The organism is Goekera deserti (genome assembly GCF_010685995.1).
Taxonomy (GTDB): domain Bacteria; phylum Actinomycetota; class Actinomycetes; order Mycobacteriales; family Geodermatophilaceae; genus Goekera; species Goekera deserti.
In genome coordinates this window covers 25,329-45,953 of sequence record NZ_JAAGWK010000019.1, presented here as the reverse complement: position 1 = coordinate 45,953, position 20,625 = coordinate 25,329, and the positions used below count along the sequence as shown (strand labels likewise).

Annotated in this window: 17 protein-coding genes, 2 tRNA genes and 1 other RNA gene; 19 read left to right on the top strand and 1 reads right to left on the bottom strand. The window is 75.3% G+C overall.

Annotation, left to right across the window (positions count from 1 at the left end):
• The first annotated feature begins 2 nt into the window (after positions 1 to 2).
• The 4 genes from G1H19_RS13295 to G1H19_RS13280 all read left to right on the top strand — a co-directional run bounded on the left by G1H19_RS13295 (position 3) and on the right by G1H19_RS13280 (position 2,752).
• Positions 3 to 461, top strand: a complete 459-nt coding sequence (locus G1H19_RS13295) for a nucleoside deaminase (protein WP_235928112.1) — start codon at positions 3 to 5, stop codon at positions 459 to 461.
• 10 nt (positions 462 to 471) lie between these two features.
• Positions 472 to 559: transfer RNA gene (locus tag G1H19_RS13290), tRNA-Ser, on the top strand.
• Between the two features lie 256 nt (positions 560 to 815).
• Positions 816 to 2,495, top strand: coding sequence for a GMC oxidoreductase (locus tag G1H19_RS13285; RefSeq protein WP_152729477.1), 1,680 nt, complete (start codon positions 816 to 818; stop codon positions 2,493 to 2,495).
• Positions 2,496 to 2,667: 172 nt separating this feature from the next.
• A tRNA-Ser gene (locus tag G1H19_RS13280) sits at positions 2,668 to 2,752 on the top strand.
• Here G1H19_RS13280 and G1H19_RS13275 read toward each other — a convergent pair.
• Positions 2,717 to 3,601: a DMT family transporter gene (locus G1H19_RS13275; RefSeq protein ID WP_152729671.1), complete on the bottom strand. Its 885-nt coding sequence runs from the start codon at positions 3,599 to 3,601 to the stop codon at positions 2,717 to 2,719. The genes G1H19_RS13280 and G1H19_RS13275 overlap by 36 nt on opposite strands.
• Before the next feature lie 370 nt (positions 3,602 to 3,971).
• Here G1H19_RS13275 and ffs point away from each other — a divergent pair.
• The 15 genes from ffs (at position 3,972) to G1H19_RS13205 (ending at position 20,618) form a co-directional block, all read left to right on the top strand.
• Positions 3,972 to 4,067: signal recognition particle sRNA small type (gene ffs / locus G1H19_RS13270), an RNA gene on the top strand.
• A 131-nt stretch (positions 4,068 to 4,198) separates the two neighbouring features.
• The gene (locus G1H19_RS13265; RefSeq protein WP_162392929.1) at positions 4,199 to 4,915 is read left to right on the top strand and encodes a YceI family protein; all 717 of its coding nucleotides are present in this window, start codon (positions 4,199 to 4,201) and stop codon (positions 4,913 to 4,915) included.
• Between the two features lie 56 nt (positions 4,916 to 4,971).
• The gene (locus G1H19_RS24015) at positions 4,972 to 7,551 is read left to right on the top strand and encodes a DNA polymerase III subunit gamma and tau (protein ID WP_162392930.1); all 2,580 of its coding nucleotides are present in this window, start codon (positions 4,972 to 4,974) and stop codon (positions 7,549 to 7,551) included.
• Positions 7,552 to 7,610: 59 nt separating this feature from the next.
• A complete protein-coding gene (locus tag G1H19_RS13255; protein WP_162392931.1) occupies positions 7,611 to 7,796 on the top strand; it encodes a nucleotidyl cyclase domain-containing protein in 186 nt (61 codons plus the stop codon).
• Positions 7,793 to 7,915: a nucleotidyl cyclase domain-containing protein gene (locus G1H19_RS24010; RefSeq protein ID WP_268895329.1), complete on the top strand. Its 123-nt coding sequence runs from the start codon at positions 7,793 to 7,795 to the stop codon at positions 7,913 to 7,915. Before G1H19_RS13255 ends, G1H19_RS24010 begins: the two co-directional genes overlap by 4 nt.
• 100 nt (positions 7,916 to 8,015) lie before the next feature.
• Positions 8,016 to 9,080 carry a hypothetical protein gene (locus G1H19_RS13250; protein WP_193616494.1) on the top strand — a complete coding sequence of 355 codons (1,065 nt, stop codon included), beginning with the start codon at positions 8,016 to 8,018 and terminating at the stop codon, positions 9,078 to 9,080.
• A gap of 62 nt (positions 9,081 to 9,142) precedes the next feature.
• Positions 9,143 to 10,459 (top strand): cytochrome P450, encoded by a 1,317-nt coding sequence (locus G1H19_RS13245; protein WP_152729480.1) that lies wholly within the window; start codon positions 9,143 to 9,145, stop codon positions 10,457 to 10,459.
• 229 nt (positions 10,460 to 10,688) lie between these two features.
• Positions 10,689 to 11,021, top strand: a complete 333-nt coding sequence (locus G1H19_RS13240) for a YbaB/EbfC family nucleoid-associated protein (protein ID WP_152729481.1) — start codon at positions 10,689 to 10,691, stop codon at positions 11,019 to 11,021.
• 46 nt (positions 11,022 to 11,067) lie between these two features.
• On the top strand, positions 11,068 to 11,667 hold the full coding sequence (recR, locus tag G1H19_RS13235; protein ID WP_162392932.1) for a recombination mediator RecR: 600 nt from the start codon (positions 11,068 to 11,070) through the stop codon (positions 11,665 to 11,667).
• 164 nt (positions 11,668 to 11,831) lie between these two features.
• Entirely contained in the window at positions 11,832 to 14,345 is a 2,514-nt protein-coding gene (locus G1H19_RS13230) for a diguanylate cyclase domain-containing protein (RefSeq protein ID WP_152729482.1), read from the top strand.
• Between the two features lie 181 nt (positions 14,346 to 14,526).
• A complete protein-coding gene (locus tag G1H19_RS13225) occupies positions 14,527 to 16,224 on the top strand; it encodes an ABC transporter substrate-binding protein (protein ID WP_152729483.1) in 1,698 nt (565 codons plus the stop codon).
• A gap of 96 nt (positions 16,225 to 16,320) precedes the next feature.
• Complete coding sequence (locus tag G1H19_RS13220) at positions 16,321 to 17,325, top strand: ABC transporter permease (RefSeq protein ID WP_162392933.1); 1,005 nt, start codon at positions 16,321 to 16,323, stop codon at positions 17,323 to 17,325.
• Between the two features lie 13 nt (positions 17,326 to 17,338).
• Positions 17,339 to 18,292, top strand: coding sequence for an ABC transporter permease (locus G1H19_RS13215; RefSeq protein ID WP_152729484.1), 954 nt, complete (start codon positions 17,339 to 17,341; stop codon positions 18,290 to 18,292).
• Positions 18,293 to 18,297: 5 nt separating this feature from the next.
• A complete protein-coding gene (locus tag G1H19_RS24550) occupies positions 18,298 to 19,416 on the top strand; it encodes an ABC transporter ATP-binding protein (RefSeq protein ID WP_235928114.1) in 1,119 nt (372 codons plus the stop codon).
• Positions 19,413 to 20,618 carry an ABC transporter ATP-binding protein gene (locus tag G1H19_RS13205; RefSeq protein ID WP_202925897.1) on the top strand — a complete coding sequence of 402 codons (1,206 nt, stop codon included), beginning with the start codon at positions 19,413 to 19,415 and terminating at the stop codon, positions 20,616 to 20,618. The genes G1H19_RS24550 and G1H19_RS13205 overlap by 4 nt, the downstream gene beginning before the upstream one ends.
• Positions 20,619 to 20,625 lie beyond the last annotated feature (7 nt).

Here is a 20,625-nt window from a genome sequence, read left to right as displayed (position 1 = left end):
GCGTGGACGTCGACACGGCCATGCTGCGGGCCCTCGGGCTGGCCGCGGCCGCGCCCGGCTGGGGCGACACCCCGATCGGTGCGGTCGTGCTGGGCCCCGACGACGCTGTGCTCGCCGAGGCCGCCAACGAGCGGGAGAAGCGCGGCGACCCGACGGCGCACGCGGAGGTGCTGGCGCTGCGGGCGGCGGCCGCGGTATTCGGCGACGGGTGGCGGCTGACCGGCTGCACGCTGGTGGTCACCCTGGAGCCGTGCACGATGTGCGCCGGCGCCAGCGTGCTGGCCCGGGTGGACCAGGTGGTCTACGGCGCCGACGACCCCAAGGCCGGCGCCGCCGGCTCGCTGTGGGACGTCGTCCGGGACCGGCGGCTGAACCACCGGCCGCGGGTCACGGCCGGCGTCCGGGCGGAGGAGTCCGCCACGCTGTTGAGGTCCTTCTTCCGCGCCCGGCGCGGCCTGTAGTCTCCTCGGCGGTGGCGTGTCCGAGCGGCCGAAGGGTCCCGCCTCGAAAGCGGGTGAGGTGAAAGCCTCCGTGGGTTCAAATCCCACCGCCACCGCCAGTTGACCGGCCGGAGTGCCCTGGAGCCGACGCACCTGTGTCGGTGGGCCTCCGGCCGGAGCTCTGTCCGGGCAGCGGAGCGTGGCGTCTCACCCTTGCGTAGTGTGTGACTTGCATCACGCACTGCAAGGTGTACGGGACAACTTCTCATCGCGCACCATGGACCGGCCCTGGTCAACCCCGGGTGCGTGTCCACCCGAGGATCACCTGGGAGCAGAGCCTTGCCAGTCGAAGATGCCCGCCGCTCGCCCCGGACCGTGTCCACCGACGTCTGTGTCATCGGAGCCGGCCCGGCCGGCCTGACCGTCGCGCACGAGTGCCTCGACGCCGGTTTCCGCATCCTCGTGCTCGAGGGCGGCCGGTACGAGGAGGACGCCGACGCGCAGGCGCTGGCCGACGCCACGATGGAGTCGACGTTCTACAAGACCGACGCGATCGCCGGCGGCCGGCGGCGCCAGTTCGGTGGCACCGCCACGTCGTGGGCGCACGTCACCAAGCCCGGCACCGACCGGGTGTACGCACGCACACTGCCCGGCGAGGCCGTCGACTTCGAGCGCAAGTCGTGGCAGCCGACGAGCGGGTGGCCGATCGGCCTGGACGACCTGGCGCCCTGGTACGAGCGCGCGCACGTCACCTGGACCGGCACCTCGATGGACAACGAGGTGGGCAACTGGGTGGGTCCCACCACCCCCGAGCTGCCCCTGCAGGGTGGTCCGCTGATCACCCGGATGGCGCAGTTCGGTGCCGGCGACGTCTTCTCCCACCGCTACCGCGACGACCTGTCGGCCGCCCCGCAGGCCACCGTGATGCTGGACAGCACGGTCGTGTCGCTGGACTCCGACGGCGACGGGCAGCGGATCCGCCGGGCCACGGTCCGCCGCTCGGACGGCAGCACCTTCACCGTCACCGCGGAGGTCTTCGTCCTCGCCGGCGGCGGCATCGAGAACGTGCAGACGCTGCTGCTGTCGGAGTCGACCCGGCCGGGCGCCGTGGGCAACCGGCACGACAACGTCGGCCGCTACGTGACCGACCACCCCGAGTTCCGGATGGGCACGATCGTGCCGTCCGACCGCGGCCTGATCGACCGGATCGGCCTGTACGACATGCACTACGTCGGGGACTCGATGGTCAACGGCCTGCTGACCCTGCGCGAGGACGTCAAGCGCGAGCACGAGCTGCTGAACACCGGCGCCGTGCTCGTCCCGCGGCCGGCCGGCTTCGGCACCCCGGCCGAGCGCTCGCTGCGCTCGCTGCGGCTGCAGGCCCGGCGCAAGCCGGTCGAGGACCCCTACCGGCACACCTGGTCGCTGATCACGGCTCCGGCCGACGCGGCCGCCGTCGTCCGCAGCCAGCTCTCCCAGCGAGCCGCCGCCCGGGACAGCCACCCGCGCGGCTACGCCTGGTACCTGGGTGGCTGGTCCCGCCCGGACGCGGACCGCTCGGGCTTCCGGGTGCTCGAGGTGCACGTGGCCGCCGAGCAGACCCCGCACCGGGACAACCAGGTGACGCTGACCGCCGACCGGGACGCCCTGGGCCGGCAGAAGGTGCGCTGCTCGCTGGAGTGGGCCCCGGACGACCAGGAGAACCTGGTGCGGGGCATGACCCTGTTCCAGGCGGAGATCGCCCGGGCGGGGATCGGCCGGTTCGACCCGTGGATCGACTTCACCACGATCACCCACCCCGTCCAGACCGGTTTCCACCACCCCATGGGCGGCACCCGGATGCACGAGGACCCCGCGCTGGGCGTCGTCGACGCCGACTGCCGGGTGCACGGCCTGGACAACCTCTACCTCGCCGGCAGCTCGGTGTTCACCACCAGCCTGGGCTACTCCAACCCGACGCTGACGGTCATCGCGCTGGCCACCCGGCTCGCCGACCACGTCAAGGAGGTGCTCACCGGTCATCCCGCGGTCGCGGTCGGGATCCCGGCCTCCTGAGCCGGCACGGCCCGGCAGCACCGAGGTGTCGGTCACCCGCTCGGCAACGACGAGGCCAGCAGTGCCTGGACGCGGCCGCCGGCGGCCGGACGGTGGCACCGGTGGCCCCGTCGACGCTCCGACGAGGCCACCGGTGCGCACCCCGAGCGGCCCGGTACTCTGTCCGGGCACGGGAGGATTCGCCTAGTGGCCTATGGCGCTCGCTTGGAAAGCGGGTTGGGTTAACGCCCTCGGGAGTTCGAATCTCCCATCCTCCGCAGGTACAGCGCCGCGACGGCGCCGAGCATGAGCAGGCCCCCGGCCAGTGCGGCCGGGGCCAGCTGCTCGCCGAGGAACACCGTCGCCAGCAGGGTTGCGGTCAACGGTTCGAGCAGCGTCACGATCGACGCCACCGCGGCCGGCACCAGACGCACACCGGTGAAGAACAGCCCGTAGGCCAGTGCCGTGGGCACCACCCCCAGGTAGACCAGCAGCAACAGCGCCACCGGATCGGTGGTGGTGTGCAGCCCGGCCGCCAGCACGATCGGCGTGAGCAGCACCGCACCCAGCGCGAACCCGACCGTGGTCGTCGGCATACCGGCGGGCACACCCGCCGAGGCCAGCACCACGACGGCGTACGCGCCTGCGCACCCCAGCGCGAGCAGCGCCCCCTGCAGCACGGCGTCCCCGGTGTCGTCGCCGGCGGACACCCCGACCAGCAGCACCAGCCCGGCCAGCGCGGCCGCCAGCGACGCCGCGGTCACCCGGTCGGGCCGGTCGTGGCCCAGGACGGCGGCGCCCGTGGTGATCAGCACCGGAGCCGCACCGAGCGCGACCAGCGTCGCGATGCTCACCCCGGCGTCCTGCACCGCGAGGAAGTAGCTGGTCTGGTACGTGGCGAGACCGGCGGCCACCAGCACCAGCCGGACGACGACCGGCCGGGTCACCGGGACCGCCGGTGCGCTCCGGCGGTGGCGGGCCGCCAGGTGCACGGCGACCAGCACCGCGGCGCCGATCGCCATCCGGTGCCAGGCGACGTCCAGCGGGGCGAGGTCGGTGCGGGCGGTGACCACCGACCCGGTCAGGCCGGACGTGCCCCAGCTGAGGGCGGCCAGCACGACGAGCAGGAAGCCGCGGGCGCGCGGCGAGGCACGGGCCGGGCGGGCTGCCGGTGCAGGGCGGGACCGATGCCCGGACGAGCGCCCGGACGAGGGCCCGGACGATGGTGCGGCGGGGGAGTGCTGGGCGGACGGGTTCGGACGGGACGGGACGACATCGGACACGACGGGACGCTCCTGGCTGGTCTCCGGACGGATGGCGGGAGCCGGAGACGGCAGCGGTGCGGACCCCGCGTGCCAGGGCACGGGGGGCGTCAGCCCGGTGGCGCTCCGGTCAGGAGCGCGGCGGGGGCAGTACGAGCGCGCGCCGCGAGGTCATGGGCGCAGCCTAGGGCCCGCGCCGCCGGTCCGGGGCGGTCGGGCGTCCTCTACAGTGGACGCAGACCCCTCGTGTGGCGTCACCCTGTGAACCTCCCCAGGGCCGGAAGGCAGCAAGGATAAGCGGGCTCTGGCGGGTGCACGGGGGGTCCTCTGCTGTCCCGGCCCCTCCTCGGCCGCGCCGCGGCGACACCCCGGGCCAGGCCGACACGCCGCACCCACAGCCAGGTCACAGTCTCGTGCGCCACACTGCATGAACCTTCACGCTCACCTGCCCAGGAGGATCTCGTGCCCACTCGCCGCACCTGGCTCATCAGCGGTGGCGTGGCCGCCGTCCTCGTCGTCGGGGCCGTGGCCGGCCCGCTCGTGTACGCCGCCACGCAGGAGGACGCCGCCCCCGCCCGCACCGTGCAGGCCCAGCCGAGCGTCGCCGCGCCCAGCGGCGCCGCGCCGGCCGACGCGGGGACCGGCGTGGCGCCGGTGGCCGGCGCGTCGGTCGACGGCACCTGGACGATCGGCGCCGGCTCCACCGCGGGCTACCGGGTCGACGAGGTGCTCAACGGCGCGGACGTCACCGTCGCCGGCACCACCGAGCAGGTCAGCGGCCAGGTGGAGATCGTCGGCGGCGACCTCACCACGGGCGAGATCGTGGTCGACATGGCCAGCGTGACCACCGACAGCGACCGCCGGGACGGCTACTTCCGGGACAACGTGATGGACGTCGACGCCAACCCGACCGGCACCTTCCGGTTCACCTCGCCGGTCGACCTGCCGGAGCTGACCGGCCAGCCGGTGACCGTGCCGGTCAGCGGTGAGATGACCCTCGCCGGGGTCACCCAGCCGGTGCAGACCGAGATCTCCGTCGTGCGCACCGCCGACGGCGTGCAGGCCTCGGGCTCGGTGCCGATCACCTTCAGCGACTACGACGTGCAGGCGCCCGACCTCGGGTTCGTGTCGGTGGAGGACGCCGGGTCGGTCGAGTTCTTCCTGACGCTCACGCAGTGACACCGGCGCGCGGGCGGCCGGCCGGGACCGTCGTCCCCCGCACCTAAGCTCTCGGCGTGGCTCTGGCTCTGTACCGCAAGTACCGCCCGGCGAGCTTCGCCGAGGTGGTCGGGCAGGAGCACGTCACCGGTCCGCTGGTCAACGCCGTCGACGGCGGGCGGATCAACCACGCCTACCTGTTCAGTGGTCCCCGCGGGTGCGGGAAGACCTCCAGTGCCCGGATCCTCGCCCGCTCGCTCAACTGCGAGCAGGGGCCGACGTCGACCCCCTGCGGGGTGTGCGGCTCCTGCGTCGCGCTGGCCCCGGACGGGCCGGGCTCGCTCGACGTGATCGAGATCGACGCCGCCAGCCACGGCGGTGTGGACGACGCCCGCGACCTGCGGGAGCGGGCGTTCTTCGCCCCGGTGAGCAGCCGCTACAAGGTCTACATCGTCGACGAGGCGCACATGGTCACCACGCAGGGCTTCAACGCCCTGCTCAAGGTGGTGGAGGAGCCGCCGGAGTTCCTGGTGTTCGTCTTCGCCACGACCGAGCCGGAGAAGGTGCTGCCGACCATCCGGTCGCGCACGCACCACTACCCGTTCCGGCTGGTGCCGCCGGCGACGCTGCGCACCCTGCTGGAGAGCACCTGCGCCCGGGAGGGCGTGACCGTCGAGCCGACGGTGTTCCCGCTGGTGGTGCGGGCCGGCGGCGGCTCGGCCCGCGACTCGCTGTCCATCCTCGACCAGCTGCTGGCCGGTGCCGGGCCCGAGGGCGTCACCTACCGCAGCGCCGTCGGCCTGCTCGGCGTCACCGACGAGGCACTGCTGGACGAGGCGGTCGACGCGCTCGCCGCCCGCGACGCCCCCGGGGTGTTCCGGGCGGTCGACCGGGTGGTCGAGGCCGGGCACGACCCGCGCCGTTTCGCCACCGACCTGCTCGACCGGCTGCGCGACCTGATCGTGCTGGACGCGGTACCCGAGGCGGGTGGCAGTGGCCTGCTCGACTGCCCGCCCGACCGGCTGGACGTGATGAGCCGGCAGGCGCAGGGCATGGGCTCGGCCACCCTGTCCCGGCTGGCCGACACGGTGCACGAGGGCCTCACCGAGATGCGCGGCACCACCGCGCCGCGGCTGCTGCTGGAGCTGGTCTGCGCCCGGATGCTGTTGCCGGCCACCGACGACGGCAGCTCCGCGGTGCTGCAGCGCCTGGAGCGGCTGGAACGCCGCATGTCGATCGCCGGTGAGCACGCCGGGCGGCCGCTGGACGCGCCCACGCCGGACCGCCCGGCGTCCCGACCGGCCGTCGCCCCGGTGGCCGCCGACGCGCCCGTGCGGGTGGCGCCCCGCGCCGCCGAGCCCACGCCGGCGGCGGCGACCGCCCCGCCGGCTGCAGCCGCTCCCGCGGCCGGCGGACCGGGCGCGGCCGACGGGCGGCGGGAGTACGTGCGGCCGTCGCGGGCCCGTGAGGCCGCCGCGGCCCCGCCGTCCCCGGCCGCGACTGCTGCCCCGGCCGCACAGGACGGCGGCTGGCCGGTCACCGCCCCGCCGGGGTCGGCCCGCACCGACGGCTGGCCGGTGACCGCCCGGCCCGGCGCACCCACCGCCACCCCGGCAGCCCAGGCTCCGGCAGCTCCAGCTCCGTCGGCTCGGACCCCGGCGGGTGCGGCCCCCGCCCCGGCGGGTGCCAGCGCGCCGGGTCGTCGGCCGGCCGCTCCGGCGAGCTCCCCGACCGGTGCCGGTGCACCCGCGGCAGCGGGCCCCGACGGGTCCGGCGCCGACGGCCGGCGCCGGCCGGCCGTGACGGCGGGCGAGCCGGACATCCCGCTCCCGCCGGAGCCCACCGACGACGAGGACTGGCCCGAGCACGCCCCGGTCGCACGCGCCGCGGCACCGGCTGCCGTGCCCGCGCCGCCCCCGGCACCGGCCGCGCCCCCGGCACCGGCCGCGCCGCCGGCACCGGCCGCGCCCGCAGCCCCCGCACCCGCGCCCTCAGGAGCCGCGCCCGCAGCCCCCGCACCCGTGCCCTCAGGAGCCGCGCCCGCAGCCCCTGAGCCCGCCCCGGTGCCCGCGCGGGCGGCCGCCGAGTCCTCGCCGGCGCCCCGCGGGGGCGAGCCGACGCCGGTGGTCTCGGCGACCGCCGGCGAGCCGGCGCCCGGGGAGGGCGAGCTGACCACCGCCGACGTCCGGCGCATCTGGCCGGAGCTGCGCCGCGTGGTGAAGCAGCACAAGCGCACCACCGAGGCGCTGCTGCAGAGCGCGCAGGTGCACGGCCTGGCCGCCTCGGTGCTCACCCTGGCCACCACCTCACCGGCACTGGCCCGCCGGCTCGGGGACGACCTCAACCGCACCGTCATCCAGGAGGCGCTGAACGAGCTGCTCGGGGTGCGGTGGCGGGTCGCCGTCGTCTTCGACGACCCGGACGCCCCGGCGGCCGGCTCACCCGGTGGTCCCGGGGGCCCGCCGCCCAGCCCGCAGGTCGTTCGCGAGGCGGCCCAGGCCGCCGAGGTGGCCGAGGCGCGCGAGCTGCTGGCCGAGCGCGCCGCCGACGTCGCGGCGGGCGCCGAGGACGGCGGCCAGCCGCAGGTCGTGGACATGGAGCAGGCGGCGCTGCAGCTGCTGCGCACCCAGCTCGGCGCGCGCCCGATCGAGGGCTGACCTGGCGAGGTGCCGGGCCGTGTCCGCACCGCCACCGCACCGCCGCTGCACTCCCGTGCGTGGGCCGACTGCAGCGCGGCCGGCACGTGCCCTCGTTGCTCATCGTGGACGCCGACCACGTCGAGGCGTCCGACGACGGTGACGGCCACCCCGCCGGTGACGCGTGCCCGCAGCGGTTGGCGGTCGTGCTGGAGCGGTGCACCGGAGAGCTCGAGCCGGCCGCCGGCCCGCCGTGGTCACCGTGAGCACCGGGGTGGCCTCGGTGCGCCCCGCGGTCACCGCCGAGCCCCGGCGGCTGCTGATCGACGCCGACGCGGCGCTCCACCGGGCGAAGACCACCCGCCGGGACCGCGTCTCGGCGTGAGGACCGGTCACCGGCCGGGTCGGTGCGGCACACTGGCCGGACCGACGTCAGCAGCTGGAGCGCCGTTGCCCGAGCCCCGTGCCCCTCGCCCGGTGCTGCCGTGAGCACGCTGGACGACGTCGCCGACGCGCTGTACCTCCTCCCGCCGGAGGACTTCGTCGCCGCGCGCACCGAGCACCAGCGGGCGGCCCGCGCGGCCGGTGACCGGGCGCTCGCCCAGCAGCTGGGCGGCCTCGCCCGACCCTCGCTCGCCGCCTGGGTGGCCAACCTGCTCACCCGCGAGTCGCCCGACGAGGTCGCCCAGCTCGTCGAGCTCGGCGCGCTGATCCGTGATGCCCAGCAGGACCTCCAGGGCGACGCGCTGCGCGAGCTGGGCCAGCAGCGCAGCAGGCTCGTGGCCGCGATGGGCCGGCAGGCCCGCTCGCTGGCCCGGCAGCACGGGCGGGCGGTGAGCACCGGCGTCGTCGACCAGGTGGAGCAGACGCTGCGGGCGGCCATCGCCGACCCGGCAGCCGGCCGAGCCGTGCTGACCGGGCGCCTCGTGGCCGCCCTGTCCCCGTCCGGTGGCGTCGACCCTGCCTCGGCGGTGGCCACGCCGGGCGTGCCCACCGCGCCGGCCCGGGAGCGGCGCGGTGGCCCGGCCGGTGCCGCGGCCGGCCGACGTGCACCGGCACCGCGCGAGGGCGGGGGTGCGGACGGGGGTGCGGCCCGGACGGCGGCGCCCGACGCGGCGGAGCGGCGCCGGGCTCAGGAGCGCGACCGGCAGGAGGAGCAGCGCCGGCAGCAGGAGCAGCGCGAGCAGGAGGAGCAGCGCCGCCGGGAGGAGCAGCGCCGCCGGGAGGCGGAGCTCCAGCGGGAGCTGCTCGCGGCCCGGGAGGCCCTGGAGCGGGCCGAGCGGACCGCGGCCGAGACGGCGGAGGTGGTGCGCGCCGGTGCCGGGCGGGTGGCCGAGCTGGACCGGCACCGGCAGGAGCTCGCCGAGCACCTGGCCGATCTCCGCCGTCAGCTCGCCGACGCGGCCGCAGCGGCCGAGACCGCCGAGGCCGACCTCGACGCCGCGCGCCGCCAGCAGGTCACCGCGCAGCGGCGCGCCGCCGACGCCGAGCAGGACCGGGCCGCGGCCCAGGCGCGGATCGACGGGCTGCGGCCGGCCGTCGCCGGCTGACCGCTGACGGACGGCCGCGGTGGCATCGGTTACCGCCCCGCGGGGTGGGGCAGGACGGCTGCATGCCCCGTGCCCCACGCCTGGACGCCACCCTGCCGATGCTCGCCCAGGGCTACGCCTGGTTCCCCGACCGCCGCCGCGCCACCGGCCGGAACACCCTGCAGACCCGGGTGATGGGGTTGCGCACGCTCGGGCTGGAGGGCCCGGCGGCCGCCGAGTTCTTCTACGACGAGCGCAACGTCCAGCGCCGCACCGCGATGCCGGAACCGGTGCTGAGCACGCTGTTCGGGCACGGCGCCGTGCACACCCTGGACGGCGAGGCCCACCGGGTGCGCAAGGCGCTGTTCCTGACCCTGCTGACCAGGGAGGGCGTCACCGACCTGGTCGGGCGCACCGCCGCCGCCTGGGACGCCGCGGTGCCGCAGTGGGCCGACCGGGAGCGGGTCGTGCTCTTCCAGGAGTCCGCGCAGGTGCTGACCCGCGGCGTGTCCGGGTGGGCCGGCCTGACCCTGGACGACGACGAGGTGCCCGCGTTCGCCGCCGACCTCACCGCCATGGTCGACGGCTTCGCCACCGCCGGACGCCGGCACTGGCGGGCGCGCCGGGCCCGTGCCCGCCGGGAGGCCTGGCTGGCGGGCGTCGTCCAGGACGTGCGCCGCGGGGCGACGGTGGCCCGGCCGGGGTCGGCGCTGGACGTGGTGGCCCGGCACCGGGACCTCGACGGGCAGCTGCTGCACCCCCGGGTGGCGGCGGTGGAGCTGCTGAACACGATCCGGCCCACGGTGGCCGTCGCCTGGTTCATGGCGTTCAGCGCGCACGCCCTGCACCGCTGGCCCGAGGTCGCGGCGTCCCTGCGGGCGGCCGGTCCGGAACAGCTGGGGGAGCGCGGGTACGCCTGGGCGTTCGCCCACGAGGTGCGCCGGTTCTACCCGTTCGCCCCGTTCACCGGCGGCCGGGCGGCCCGCGACCTGGAGTGGGACGGCGAGCGCGTGCCCGCCGGGTCGATGGTGCTGCTGGACATCTGGGGTCAGGACCACGACCCGGAGCTGTGGGAGGAGCCGTTCGCGTTCCGCCCGGAGCGGTTCGTCGGCCGGGAGATCGGCCCCTTCGAGCTGATCCCGCAGGGCGGCGGCTCCCCGGTGACCGGGCACCGCTGCCCCGGCGAGGACCTCACGATCGCGCTGCTGCAGACGCTGGTGCCGCGGCTGGCCGCCCTGCGGTACGAGGTGCCCGAGCAGGACCTGGAGATCTCGCTGCGGCGCATCCCGGCGTTGCCGGCCAGCCGGGTCGTGCTGGCCGGCGTCCGCCCGGCGCCCACCGGGGACGGCGTCGCGCAGCGACCGGCCGCCGCGGGGGTGGACGCTCAGCGGGAGAGGTGAGCCGGCGCCCCGGCGGCCAGCCGGGCGGCGATCGCCTGCTGGCCCTCGGGCGAGCTCATCAGCGCGGCGTCGGCGGCGTGCCGCCGCACCCGGTCAGCACCAGCACCGCCGCGCACAGCAGCACCCGCAGGCGGGTCGGTGTGCCGCCCGCCCGCGGCCGGGAGGTGGCTCGACCACGCCGGGGGGACCGCACCGGGCCAGGGGGCCAGGCCGGGCCTACCCTCGGGGCATGCAACCCGGAGGCCTCGACGTGCAGGCGCTGATGCAGCAGGCGGCGGAGATGCAGCGCGGGCTCGCCGCTGCCCAGGAGCAGCTGGCCGCGGCGGAGGTGACCGGGTCGGCCGGCGGGGGCATGGTCACCGCCACGATGACCGGCGCCGGGGAACTGACCGGCATCACCATCGCCCCGGCGGCCGTCGACCCCGACGACCTGGAGACGTTGCAGGACCTCGTCGTCGCCGCCGTCCGGGACGCCAGCCGCGAGGCCGCCGAGCTGGCGGAGTCCGCCATGGGCCCGCTGGCCGGCGGGCTCGGGGGCGGGCTGGGCCTGCCCGGCCTCTGACCCACCGCGCCCACCCACCGACCGACCGCGTTTCTCGAGGAGCACCGTGTACGAGGGCGCCGTCCAGGACCTGATCGACGAGCTCGGCCGCCTGCCGGGGGTCGGGCCGAAGAGCGCGCAGCGCATCGCCTTCCACCTGCTGGCGGCCGACGCCGCCGACGTCGGCCGGCTCACCGCCGCCCTGCAGCGGGTGCAGGCCGAGGTGCGCTTCTGCGTCACCTGCTACAACGTCGCCGAGGGCGAGCAGTGCCGCATCTGCCGGGACCCGCGCCGCTCGCTGGACGTGCTGTGCGTCGTCGAGGAGCCCAAGGACGTGGTGGCCATCGAGCGCACCCGGGAGTTCAAGGGCCGCTACCACGTGCTGGGCGGCGCGATCAGCCCGATCGAGGGCATCGGTCCGGACGACCTGCGGGTCAAGGAGCTGATGACCCGGCTGATGGACGGCACCGTCACCGAGCTGATCATCGCCACCGACCCGAACCTGGAGGGCGAGGCGACCGCCGCCTACCTGGCCCGGCTGATCGCGCCGATGGGCGTGGCGGTCTCCCGGCTGGCCAGCGGGCTGCCGGTGGGTGGTGACCTGGAGTACGCCGACGAGGTCACCCTCGGCCGGGCCTTCGAGGGACGCCGGCGGATCACCGCCTGACCGACGACCCGTCCCCCCACCACCCGCCGGCGCGCGGCGGGCCCCCGACAGGGGGCCGCCCGGCCGCGGCGGTGCCGCACGGTGCGGTGCCGACGGGGACCCGAAAGGGTGGAAGGGTCCTCGCGGTGCTGCGGTCGCGCGCCCGTCCTGCCGACTCCTCCACGGTGACACTGTCGACGGGCCCGGACGCCCAGGGCGCCCCGGGTGCGCGTCCGGCGGGTGCCGCCGAGCTGGACGGACTGCTCGCCCGGCCCCCGTGGGCGCTGCGGTTCCCGTCCCCGTGGGAGGAGCGCTACCAGGCCGAGAGCGCTCGTGGCCGCGTCCGGCGGTTGTCGGTCGCCACGCTCTTCGGCGGGGGCATCACCTACCTGCTCCTCTCGATCAGCGACCCCGTCCCGTGGACCCTGGCCGACCTGCAGGGTGGCCTGCGTCTGACTGCGATCGGCCTGGCGTTGCTGCTGACCGTGGCCGGTGCGTTCGCCCGGCCGCCCCGGCTGGGGCCGACGGTGACCCTGCTGGAGTGGGGCACCCTGGTGACCACCCTGGTCATCGCGGCGTACTCGCTCTCCCTGCACCGGGACGACGACGTGCTGTCCCGCACCAAGCTCGGTGCGCTGATCCTGGTCTTCTTCTTCAACTGCATCGTGGCCCGCCAGCAGTTCCGCTTCGCCCTGTCGACGGCGGCCACCATCTGGGTCGGCCACCTGGTGCTGGGCCACGATGCCGGGGACGCCGCCCTGACCCACCGCGGTTACGTGCTGCTGTTCAGCACCGCCCTGGTCTTCTCCCTGCTCGTGAACCACCAGCTGGAGCGGCACGAGCGGCGCACCGTGCTGCTGCGCTGGTCCGACGGCGAGCAGCGGGCCGAGCTGCGCCGGGTGGTGGACCAGGTGCGGCACGCCTCCCAGGTGGACGCGCTGACCGGGCTGGCCAACCGCCGCCACCACGACGTGGAGCTGGGCCGGCTCTGGGCGGCGGCGGCCGCGTCCTCGGCCGACCTCGCCGTGCTCGCGGTCGACGTCGACCACTTCAAGCGCTACAACGACCGCTACGGCCACCCCGCGGGCGACGTGTGCCTGCAGCGGGTCGCCACCGTGCTGATGCACGTGGCGGCGCAGCACGGCGGGGTCGCTGCCCGGCTGGGCGGCGAGGAGTTCGGCCTGGTGCTGCCCGGCTGCGGCCCGGACGAGGCGGCCCGGGCCGCCGAGGCCGTCTGCGCGGGCGTCCGCGCCCTCCACGTGCCGCACGAGGACTCCGCGACCGCGGCGCACGTGACGGTCAGCGTCGGCGTGTGCGCGGCCCGGCCGGCCGAGGGGAGCCGCGCGCCGGCACTGCTGCAGGCCGCCGATGCCGCGCTGTACCGGGTGAAGAACGGTGGCCGGGACGGCTGGGCGGCGAGCCCGGTGTCCGCTGCGACCGCCCTCCTGGCGCCCGCGCCGGCCACCCCCGCCGACACCGACGCGCAGCCCTGGGACGCCGGCCCGGAGCCGGGCCACGGTGCCGCGCCGCGGGGCGCCGTCCGGCGCTGGACCCTGCTGGTCAACGGGCTGGCGGGCCTGGCCGTGGTGGCGGTGTACGTGCGCCTCAGCCGGCCGCTGATGCCCGACGTCGCCTCCGAGGTGATCTCCTCGTTCACCGCCGCCGGGGTCGTCGTGGGCCTGCTGATGGTCGGCCTCACCGTCGCGGGCGTCCCGGACAGGTGGCTGCTGCGCGCCTACGGGGTGCTGACGGTGGCGCTCGGCCCGGCCGCGGTGCCGCCGCTGTCGGCCAGCCAGGCCCCGACGACGCCGACGTACGCCCTGTCGCTGTGCCTGATCCCGATGTTCGCCGCGGTCGTGCTGCGGCTGCCGTTCCGGGTCATCCTCGGGGTGAGCACCGGCTGGGTCGTCGTGGCACTGGCCCTGCTGCGCCCCGACGACGACGTCCTGGGGCCGGCCTGGGGCTACGCCGTCCAGGTGGTGGTCATCGGCTCGCTCTACCCCGTGGTCGCCGCCTACCTGTTGCAGCAGGCCGACCGGCGGGAGGCCGAGCTCGCCCGGTCCGAGGCCGCGGAACGGGTGCGGCTGCACCGGCGTACCGATCAGCTGCGCTGGCTGGCCTCCACCGACGCGCTGACCGGCCTGGTCAACCGCCGCCAGTTCGAGGTCGAGTACGCCCGGCTGTGGGAGGCGTGCCGCGCCGCCGGCGAGCCACTGGCCCTGCTCATCCTGGACGTCGACCACTTCAAGGCCTACAACGACGGCTACGGGCACCCCGCCGGTGACGCGTGCCTGCGCCGGGTGGGCGGCGCCCTGGCCGCCGTGGCCGGGTGGACCGACCTCCGTGACGGTCACGGCCCGGCGTCGGCGGGGACGTGGCCGCGGCCGGTCGCCGCCCGGCTGGGAGGCGAGGAGTTCGGCGTCCTGTTGCCCGGCGCGGACGCCCGGCTGGCCCTGCTGGCAGCCGAGCGGCTGCGCCGGGTGGTGCAGGAGCTCGACGTGGAGCACCGCTGGTCGCCGACGGCCCGGCACGTCACCGTGAGCATCGGCGTGGCCGGGGAGCTGCCTTGGCGGGCAGGCTCGGACCGGCGGCTGCTCGCGGCGGCCGACGCCGCGCTGTACCAGGCCAAGGCCAGCGGTCGTGACCGGGTCGTGGCGGCACCGTCCGCCGTGCCGTCCACGGGAGGCGCCGGCTCCTGACCCCGCGGCGGGCCGGGACGTGGGTCAGGTCTCGATCCGGTGACGATGCTCCGAACGCGTCACACACCCGTCACAGGAGGGACCTAGTGTCCGCACTCGACCCCAGGACGAACTGCTGCCTGGGCGAGCCCGGCTCACAGCTCATCCGGCCCAGCGAGGCCGAGAAGGCAGGTCTTCCGCGATGCACCGTCGCCACACCCGCGTGCTGGCCGCTTCGGCGGCCACCCTGACCGCCCTCGCGCTGGCGTCCTGCGCCTCCAGCGACCGGGACGAATCCGGCGACACGAGCGCCGAGTCGGGCGGCGGCACGTTCGTCTTCGGCGCTGCCGGCGACCCGACGATGTTCGACCCCGCGTTCGCCACCGACGGCGAGTCCTTCCGGGTCACCCGGCAGATCTACGAGGGCCTGCTCACCAACGAGGAGGGCTCGGCCGACCTCGCCCCGGCGCTCGCCGAGAGCTACGAGGTCTCCGACGACGGCCTCGCCTACACCTTCTCGCTGCGCGAGGGCGTCACCTTCCACGACGGCACCGAGTTCGACGCCGATGCCGTCTGCTTCAACTTCGACCGGCAGTACAACTTCACCGGCCTGGCCGCGAGCCCCGCCGCGTCGGAGTACTGGCAGAACAACTTCGGCGGGTTCGCCAGCACCCCGGACGTGCCCAGCCTCTACGCCGGCTGCGAGGCCACCGACCCCTCGACCGCGGTCATCACGCTGACCCAGACCACCAGCCGCTTCCCGGCGGTGCTGGCCCTGCCCAGCTTCGCCATCCAGAGCCCGGCAGCCCTGGAGCAGTACGCCGCCGACGAGCTCGGTGGCAACGGCGACGCGCTGACCTACACCGAGTACGCCCTCGAGCACCCCACCGGCACGGGCCCGTTCAAGTTCGAGAGCTGGGACCAGGGCAACAGCGAGGTGCGGATCGTCCGCAACGACGACTACTGGGGTGACCCCAGCGGCGTGCAGGAGATCGTGTTCCGCTCCATCCCCGACGGCAACACCCGCCGCCAGGAGCTGCAGGCCGGCTCGATCGACGGCTACGACCTCGTCGCCCCGGCCGACTACCAGGAGCTGGAGGACGGCGGGTTCCAGGTGCTCCCGCGCGAGCCCTTCAACATCCTGTACCTGGGCATCAACGGCGGGAACGTGCCCGGCACCAGCGCCAACCCGGCCCTGAAGGACATCCGCGTCCGCCAGGCCCTGGCCCACGCCATCGACCGGGACACCGTGGTCAGCTCGCTGCTGCCCGAGGGTGCCGAGGCCGCCATCGAGTTCGTGCCGCCGACCGTCGACGGCTGGACCGAGGACGTCACCCGCTACGACTACGACCCGGCCAAGGCCCGCGACCTGCTCACCCAGGCCGGCGCGCTGAACACCACGCTGCGCTTCTACTACCCGACCGACGTCAGCCGGCCCTACCTGCCGGACCCGGCCGCGATGTTCGAGGTCATCAGCAAGAACCTGACCGACGCCGGCTTCACCATCGAGCCCGTCTCGCTGCCCTGGAACCCGGACTACCTGGACGCCGTCCAGGCCGGCCAGGCCGACGTCCACCTGCTCGGGTGGACCGGTGACTACAACGACGCCTACAACTTCATCGGCACGTTCTTCGCCGACGCCGGTGGCGGCAAGGCGAAGGCCGAGTTCGGCGGGTTCTCCTCCCCGGAGGTCTTCACCGCGCTGGCCGCCGGGGACGCCGAGCCCGACGTCGATGCCCGCGGCCCGCTCTACGAGCAGGCCAACAAGGCGATCATGGACTACCTCCCCGCCATCCCGATCTCGCACAGCCCCAACGCGCTGGTCGTGGCCGAGGACGTCCAGGGCCTGGTGCCCAGCCCGCTCTCGGCCGAGGACTTCTCGCCCGTCACGGTCGGCTGACCCCCGGCACCGCCGGCCGGCTCCCCCCGCGGGAGCCGGCCGGCGGTGCCCGTCCGCTCCTGCCGCGACCCCTCCCGGGAAGGCTGACCCGAACGCGTGCTCCGCTTCATCGTCCGGCGGCTCCTGCAGCTCATCCCGATCCTGCTGGGCCTGTCCCTGCTGCTCTTCGCCTGGCTGCGTGCCCTGCCCGGCGGCCCGGCGCAGGCCGCACTGGGTGAGCGGGCCACCCCCGCCAAGATCGCCGAGTACAACGAGACGTTCGGCCTCAACGAGTCGATCGTCGTCCAGTACCTGAAGTTCCTCGGCCGTGCGGTGCAGCTGGACTTCGGCACCTCCACCCGCACCGGGCGCCCGGTGCTCGACGAGTTCCTGGACCGGTTCCCCGGCACCATCGAGCTGACCGTGGCGGCCCTCGTGTTCGCCATCGTCATCGGCATCCCGCTGGGCTACGTCGCCGCGCGGCGGCACGGCGGCGTGGTCGACAACACCGCGATCATCGCCTCGCTGCTCGGCGTCACCATCCCGGTGTTCTTCCTCGCCTACCTGCTGCGGCTGCTGTTCGCCGTCCAGCTCGGGTGGCTGCCCGGCTCCGGCCGGCAGGACGTGCGCATCGACGCCACCCACATCACCAACTTCTACGTGCTCGACGGCCTGCTGACCCGGGAGTTCGACGCCTCCTGGGACGCCGTGCTGCACCTGGTCCTGCCCGGCATCGCCCTCGGCACGATCCCGCTGGCCATCATCGTGCGGATCACCCGGGCCGCGGTGCTCGACGTGGTCAACGAGGACTACGTGCGCACCGCCAACGCCAAGGGCCTGTCCACGTCGGTGGTGCGCCGCCGGCACGTGGTGCGCAACGCGCTGCTGCCGGTGTCCACCACGATCGGCCTGCAGACCGGCCTGCTGCTCTCCGGCGCGGTGCTCACCGAGACGGTGTTCGCCTTTGGCGGGGTCGGCTCGGCGCTGCGCCAGGCGATCAGCGACCGGGACTACTCCCTGCTGCAGGGGTTCATCCTCATCCTCGCCGTGGTCTACGTGCTGGTGAACCTGCTCGTGGACATCTCCTACGGCCTCCTCGACCCCCGGGTGCGCACGCGATGACCCTGACCACACGATGACCGTGACCACGCCCCGGCCGGGCGCCGGCCGCCGGGACCGGATCGACGAGCTCGCCGCCCGCGCCGGGCAGCTGTCCGACGGCGACGGCGGCGAGTCGCTGCTGCGCAGCGCCGTCCGCCGGCTGCGGCGCAACCCGGTGGCCATCCTGGGCGCGGTCATCGTGGTGGCGTTCCTGCTGGTCGCGCTGTTCGCCCCGCTGCTGGCCCCGCGCGACCCGTACGCCCAGAGCCTGCTGTCCGAGGTGCGCCAGGGCTCCATCCCCGGCTCCCGGGACGGCTACCTGCTCGGCGTCGACCAGCTCGGCCGCGACGTACTGTCCCGGCTGCTCTACGGCTCCCGGCAGTCGCTGCTGATCGGCGTGGTCTCGACCGTGCTGGGCGCGGTGCTCGGCATGGCCCTCGGCATCCTGGCCGGCGGCCTCGGCGGCAAGGTCGACACGGTCGTCATGCGTTTCGTGGACATCCTGCTGTCCATCCCCGGCCTGCTGATGGCGATCAGCATCTCGGTGCTGCTCGGCGCCAGCCAGCTGTCGCTGATGATCGCCATCGCCGTCACCCAGGTCCCGGTCTTCGCCCGGCTGCTGCGCGGCTCGATGCTCGTGCAGCGGGACAGCGACTACGCCCTGGCCGCCCGGGCGCTCGGCGTGCGCCGGCGGAGGATCGTCTTCGGCCACGTGCTGCCCAACTCGCTGTCGCCGGTGATCGTGCAGGCCACGCTGTCGCTGGCCACCGCCATCATCGAGGCGGCGGCGCTGAGCTTCCTCGGCCTGGGCGACCCGGACATCAGCCGGCCCGAGTGGGGCGCGATGCTGGCCAGCGCGCAGAGCGTGCTGTCCATCCGGCCCGAGCTGGCGATCTACCCGGCGCTCTGCATCATCGTCGTGGCACTCGGCTTCACGCTGCTCGGTGAGGCGCTGCGCGAGGCCCTCGACCCCAAGTTCCGGAGGTGAGTCCCGTGACCGGCACGTCCGGCTCGCCCGTGCTCGAGGTCGACGACCTCGCCGTGCAGTTCACCCGGCGCGGTGAGCAGCCCACCCGGGCCGTCGACGGCGTCAGCTTCTCCGTCGCCCCGGGGGAGACCATCGGCCTGGTCGGTGAGTCCGGCTGCGGCAAGTCGGTCACCTCGCTGGCGATCATGGGCCTGCTGCCCCAGCGCGGTGTGCAGGTCACCGGCTCGGTGCGGCTGGACGGCACCGAGCTGCTCGGCGCCGGCCCGCGCACCCTGCGCACGCTGCGCGGCAAGGACATGGCGATGGTCTTCCAGGACCCGCTGTCCTCGCTGAACCCGACGGTCACCGTGGGCACCCAGGTCACCGAGGTGCTCGCCGAGCACCGCGACATGACCGGCAGGGCCGCCCAGGACGAGGCCACCGAACTGCTCGACCGGGTGGGCATCCCCGACCCGCGGCGCCGGCTGGGGGAGTACCCGCACCAGCTCTCCGGCGGCATGCGGCAGCGCGCGCTGATCGCCATGGCGCTGGCCTGCTCGCCCCGGCTGCTGATCGCCGACGAGCCCACCACCGCACTGGACGTCACCATCCAGGCGCAGATCCTGGAGCTGCTGCGCGAGCTGGTGCAGGGCTCGGGCACGGCCCTGGTCATGATCACCCACGACCTCGGCGTCGTCGCCGGGCTCTGCGACCGGGTGCACGTCATGTACGCCGGCCGGGTCATCGAGACCGCCGACCGGCGCCCGCTGTTCGCCACGCCGCGGCACCCCTACACCGGCGGCCTGCTCGGGTCGGTGCCCCGGCTGGACACCGGCCGCGGCACCCCGCTGACGCCGATCCGCGGCTCGGCGCGGGACACCATCCCGTGGTCGCAGGGATGTGCGTTCGCGCCGCGCTGCGACAACGCCGAGGACGACTGCCTGACCGAGGTCTCCGGCAGCACGGTGCCGCTGGAGGCCGACGGCCTGCGCCGCGAGCTGCGCTGCCGGCACCCGCTGCACGCCACGCCGGCCGCGGCCGGCGCACCCGCCGGGGCGACGGCGGCCTCGTCCGCCGGGGCGTCCGCCGGGTCGCCGTCCACCGGTTCGTCGTCCTGGTCGTCGTCGGAAGGGCAGCAGTCGTGAGCACCGTGGACCAGGCGCCGGGCGACCCGCTGCTGCGGGTCGAGGGCCTGCAGGTGCACTTCCCGATCAAGCGCGGGGTGCTCTTCGACCGCACCGTCGGCCACGTCAAGGCCGTCGACGGCGTCGACCTGTCGGTGCAGCGCGGCACCACCTACGGGCTGGTAGGGGAGTCCGGCTGCGGCAAGTCCACGCTGGGCCGGGCGATCCTGCGGCTGAGCGAGCCCACTGCCGGGCGGGTCTGGTTCGACGGGGTGGACGTCGCCTCGCTGAAGGGCGAGCCGCTGCGGCAGATCCGGCGGCGCATGCAGATGGTCTTCCAGGACCCGCTGGGCTCGCTGGACCCCCGGCAGAACGTGGAGTCGCTGCTCGCCGAGCCGCTGCGCGCGCACGGCCTCGGCGGGGACAAGGCGGCGATCTCCACCCGGCTGCGCGAGCTGCTGGACGCCGTGGGCCTGCCGACGGCGGCGCTGCGCCGCTACCCGCACGAGTTCTCCGGCGGCCAGCGCCAGCGCATCGGCATCGCCCGGGCGATCACCGTGGAGCCGGACCTGCTGATCGCCGACGAGCCGGTGTCCGCCCTGGACGTCAGCGTGCAGGCACAGGTGCTCAACCTGCTGGAGGAACTGCAGGGCCGGCTGGGGCTGACCTACCTGGTGATCGCGCACGACCTCGCGGTGGTGCGGCACATCAGCGACGTCGTGGGTGTGATGTACCTCGGGTCGCTGGTCGAGCAGGCGCCCGCCGAGGAGCTGTACTCCTCCCCGCTGCACCCCTACACCCGATCGCTGATGAGCGCGGTGCCCGTGCCGGACCCGGAGGTCGAGGACCACCGCGAGCGGATCCTGCTGGCCGGTGACCTGCCCTCCCCGGCGAACCCGCCCAGCGGCTGCCGGTTCCACACCCGCTGCCCGTGGCGGCAGGAGACCCGCTGCGACGACGAGGTCCCGCTGCTGCGCGAGATCACGCTGACGCCGACCGGCGCCGGCGCGCTCGGTGCCACCCCGGCCGCGGTGCGCCCGGCCGTCGGCGGGCCGCACCTGGTCAGCTGCCACTGGGTCGAGGAGATCCACGACGGCCGGCTGCAGCCGAAGTCACCCGAGGAGGTCGCGGCCAGCCAGGGTGTGTCCATCGCCTCCGGCGACACCGGGCACGGCACCGACCCGCTGATCGCCGGGGTGGACGAGCCGGTCGGCTTCCACTGAGGGAGGA

What these genes read in the sequence shown, in the direction of transcription:
- G1H19_RS13245 (WP_152729480.1), top strand. Translation starts at nt 9,143, where the DNA reads ATGCCCCGTGCCCCACGCCTGGACGCCACCCTGCCGATGCTCGCCCAG.
- G1H19_RS13240 (WP_152729481.1), top strand. Translation starts at nt 10,689, where the DNA reads ATGCAACCCGGAGGCCTCGACGTGCAGGCGCTGATGCAGCAGGCGGCG.
- G1H19_RS13225 (WP_152729483.1), top strand. Translation starts at nt 14,527, where the DNA reads ATGCACCGTCGCCACACCCGCGTGCTGGCCGCTTCGGCGGCCACCCTG.
- G1H19_RS13215 (WP_152729484.1), top strand. Translation starts at nt 17,339, where the DNA reads ATGACCGTGACCACGCCCCGGCCGGGCGCCGGCCGCCGGGACCGGATC.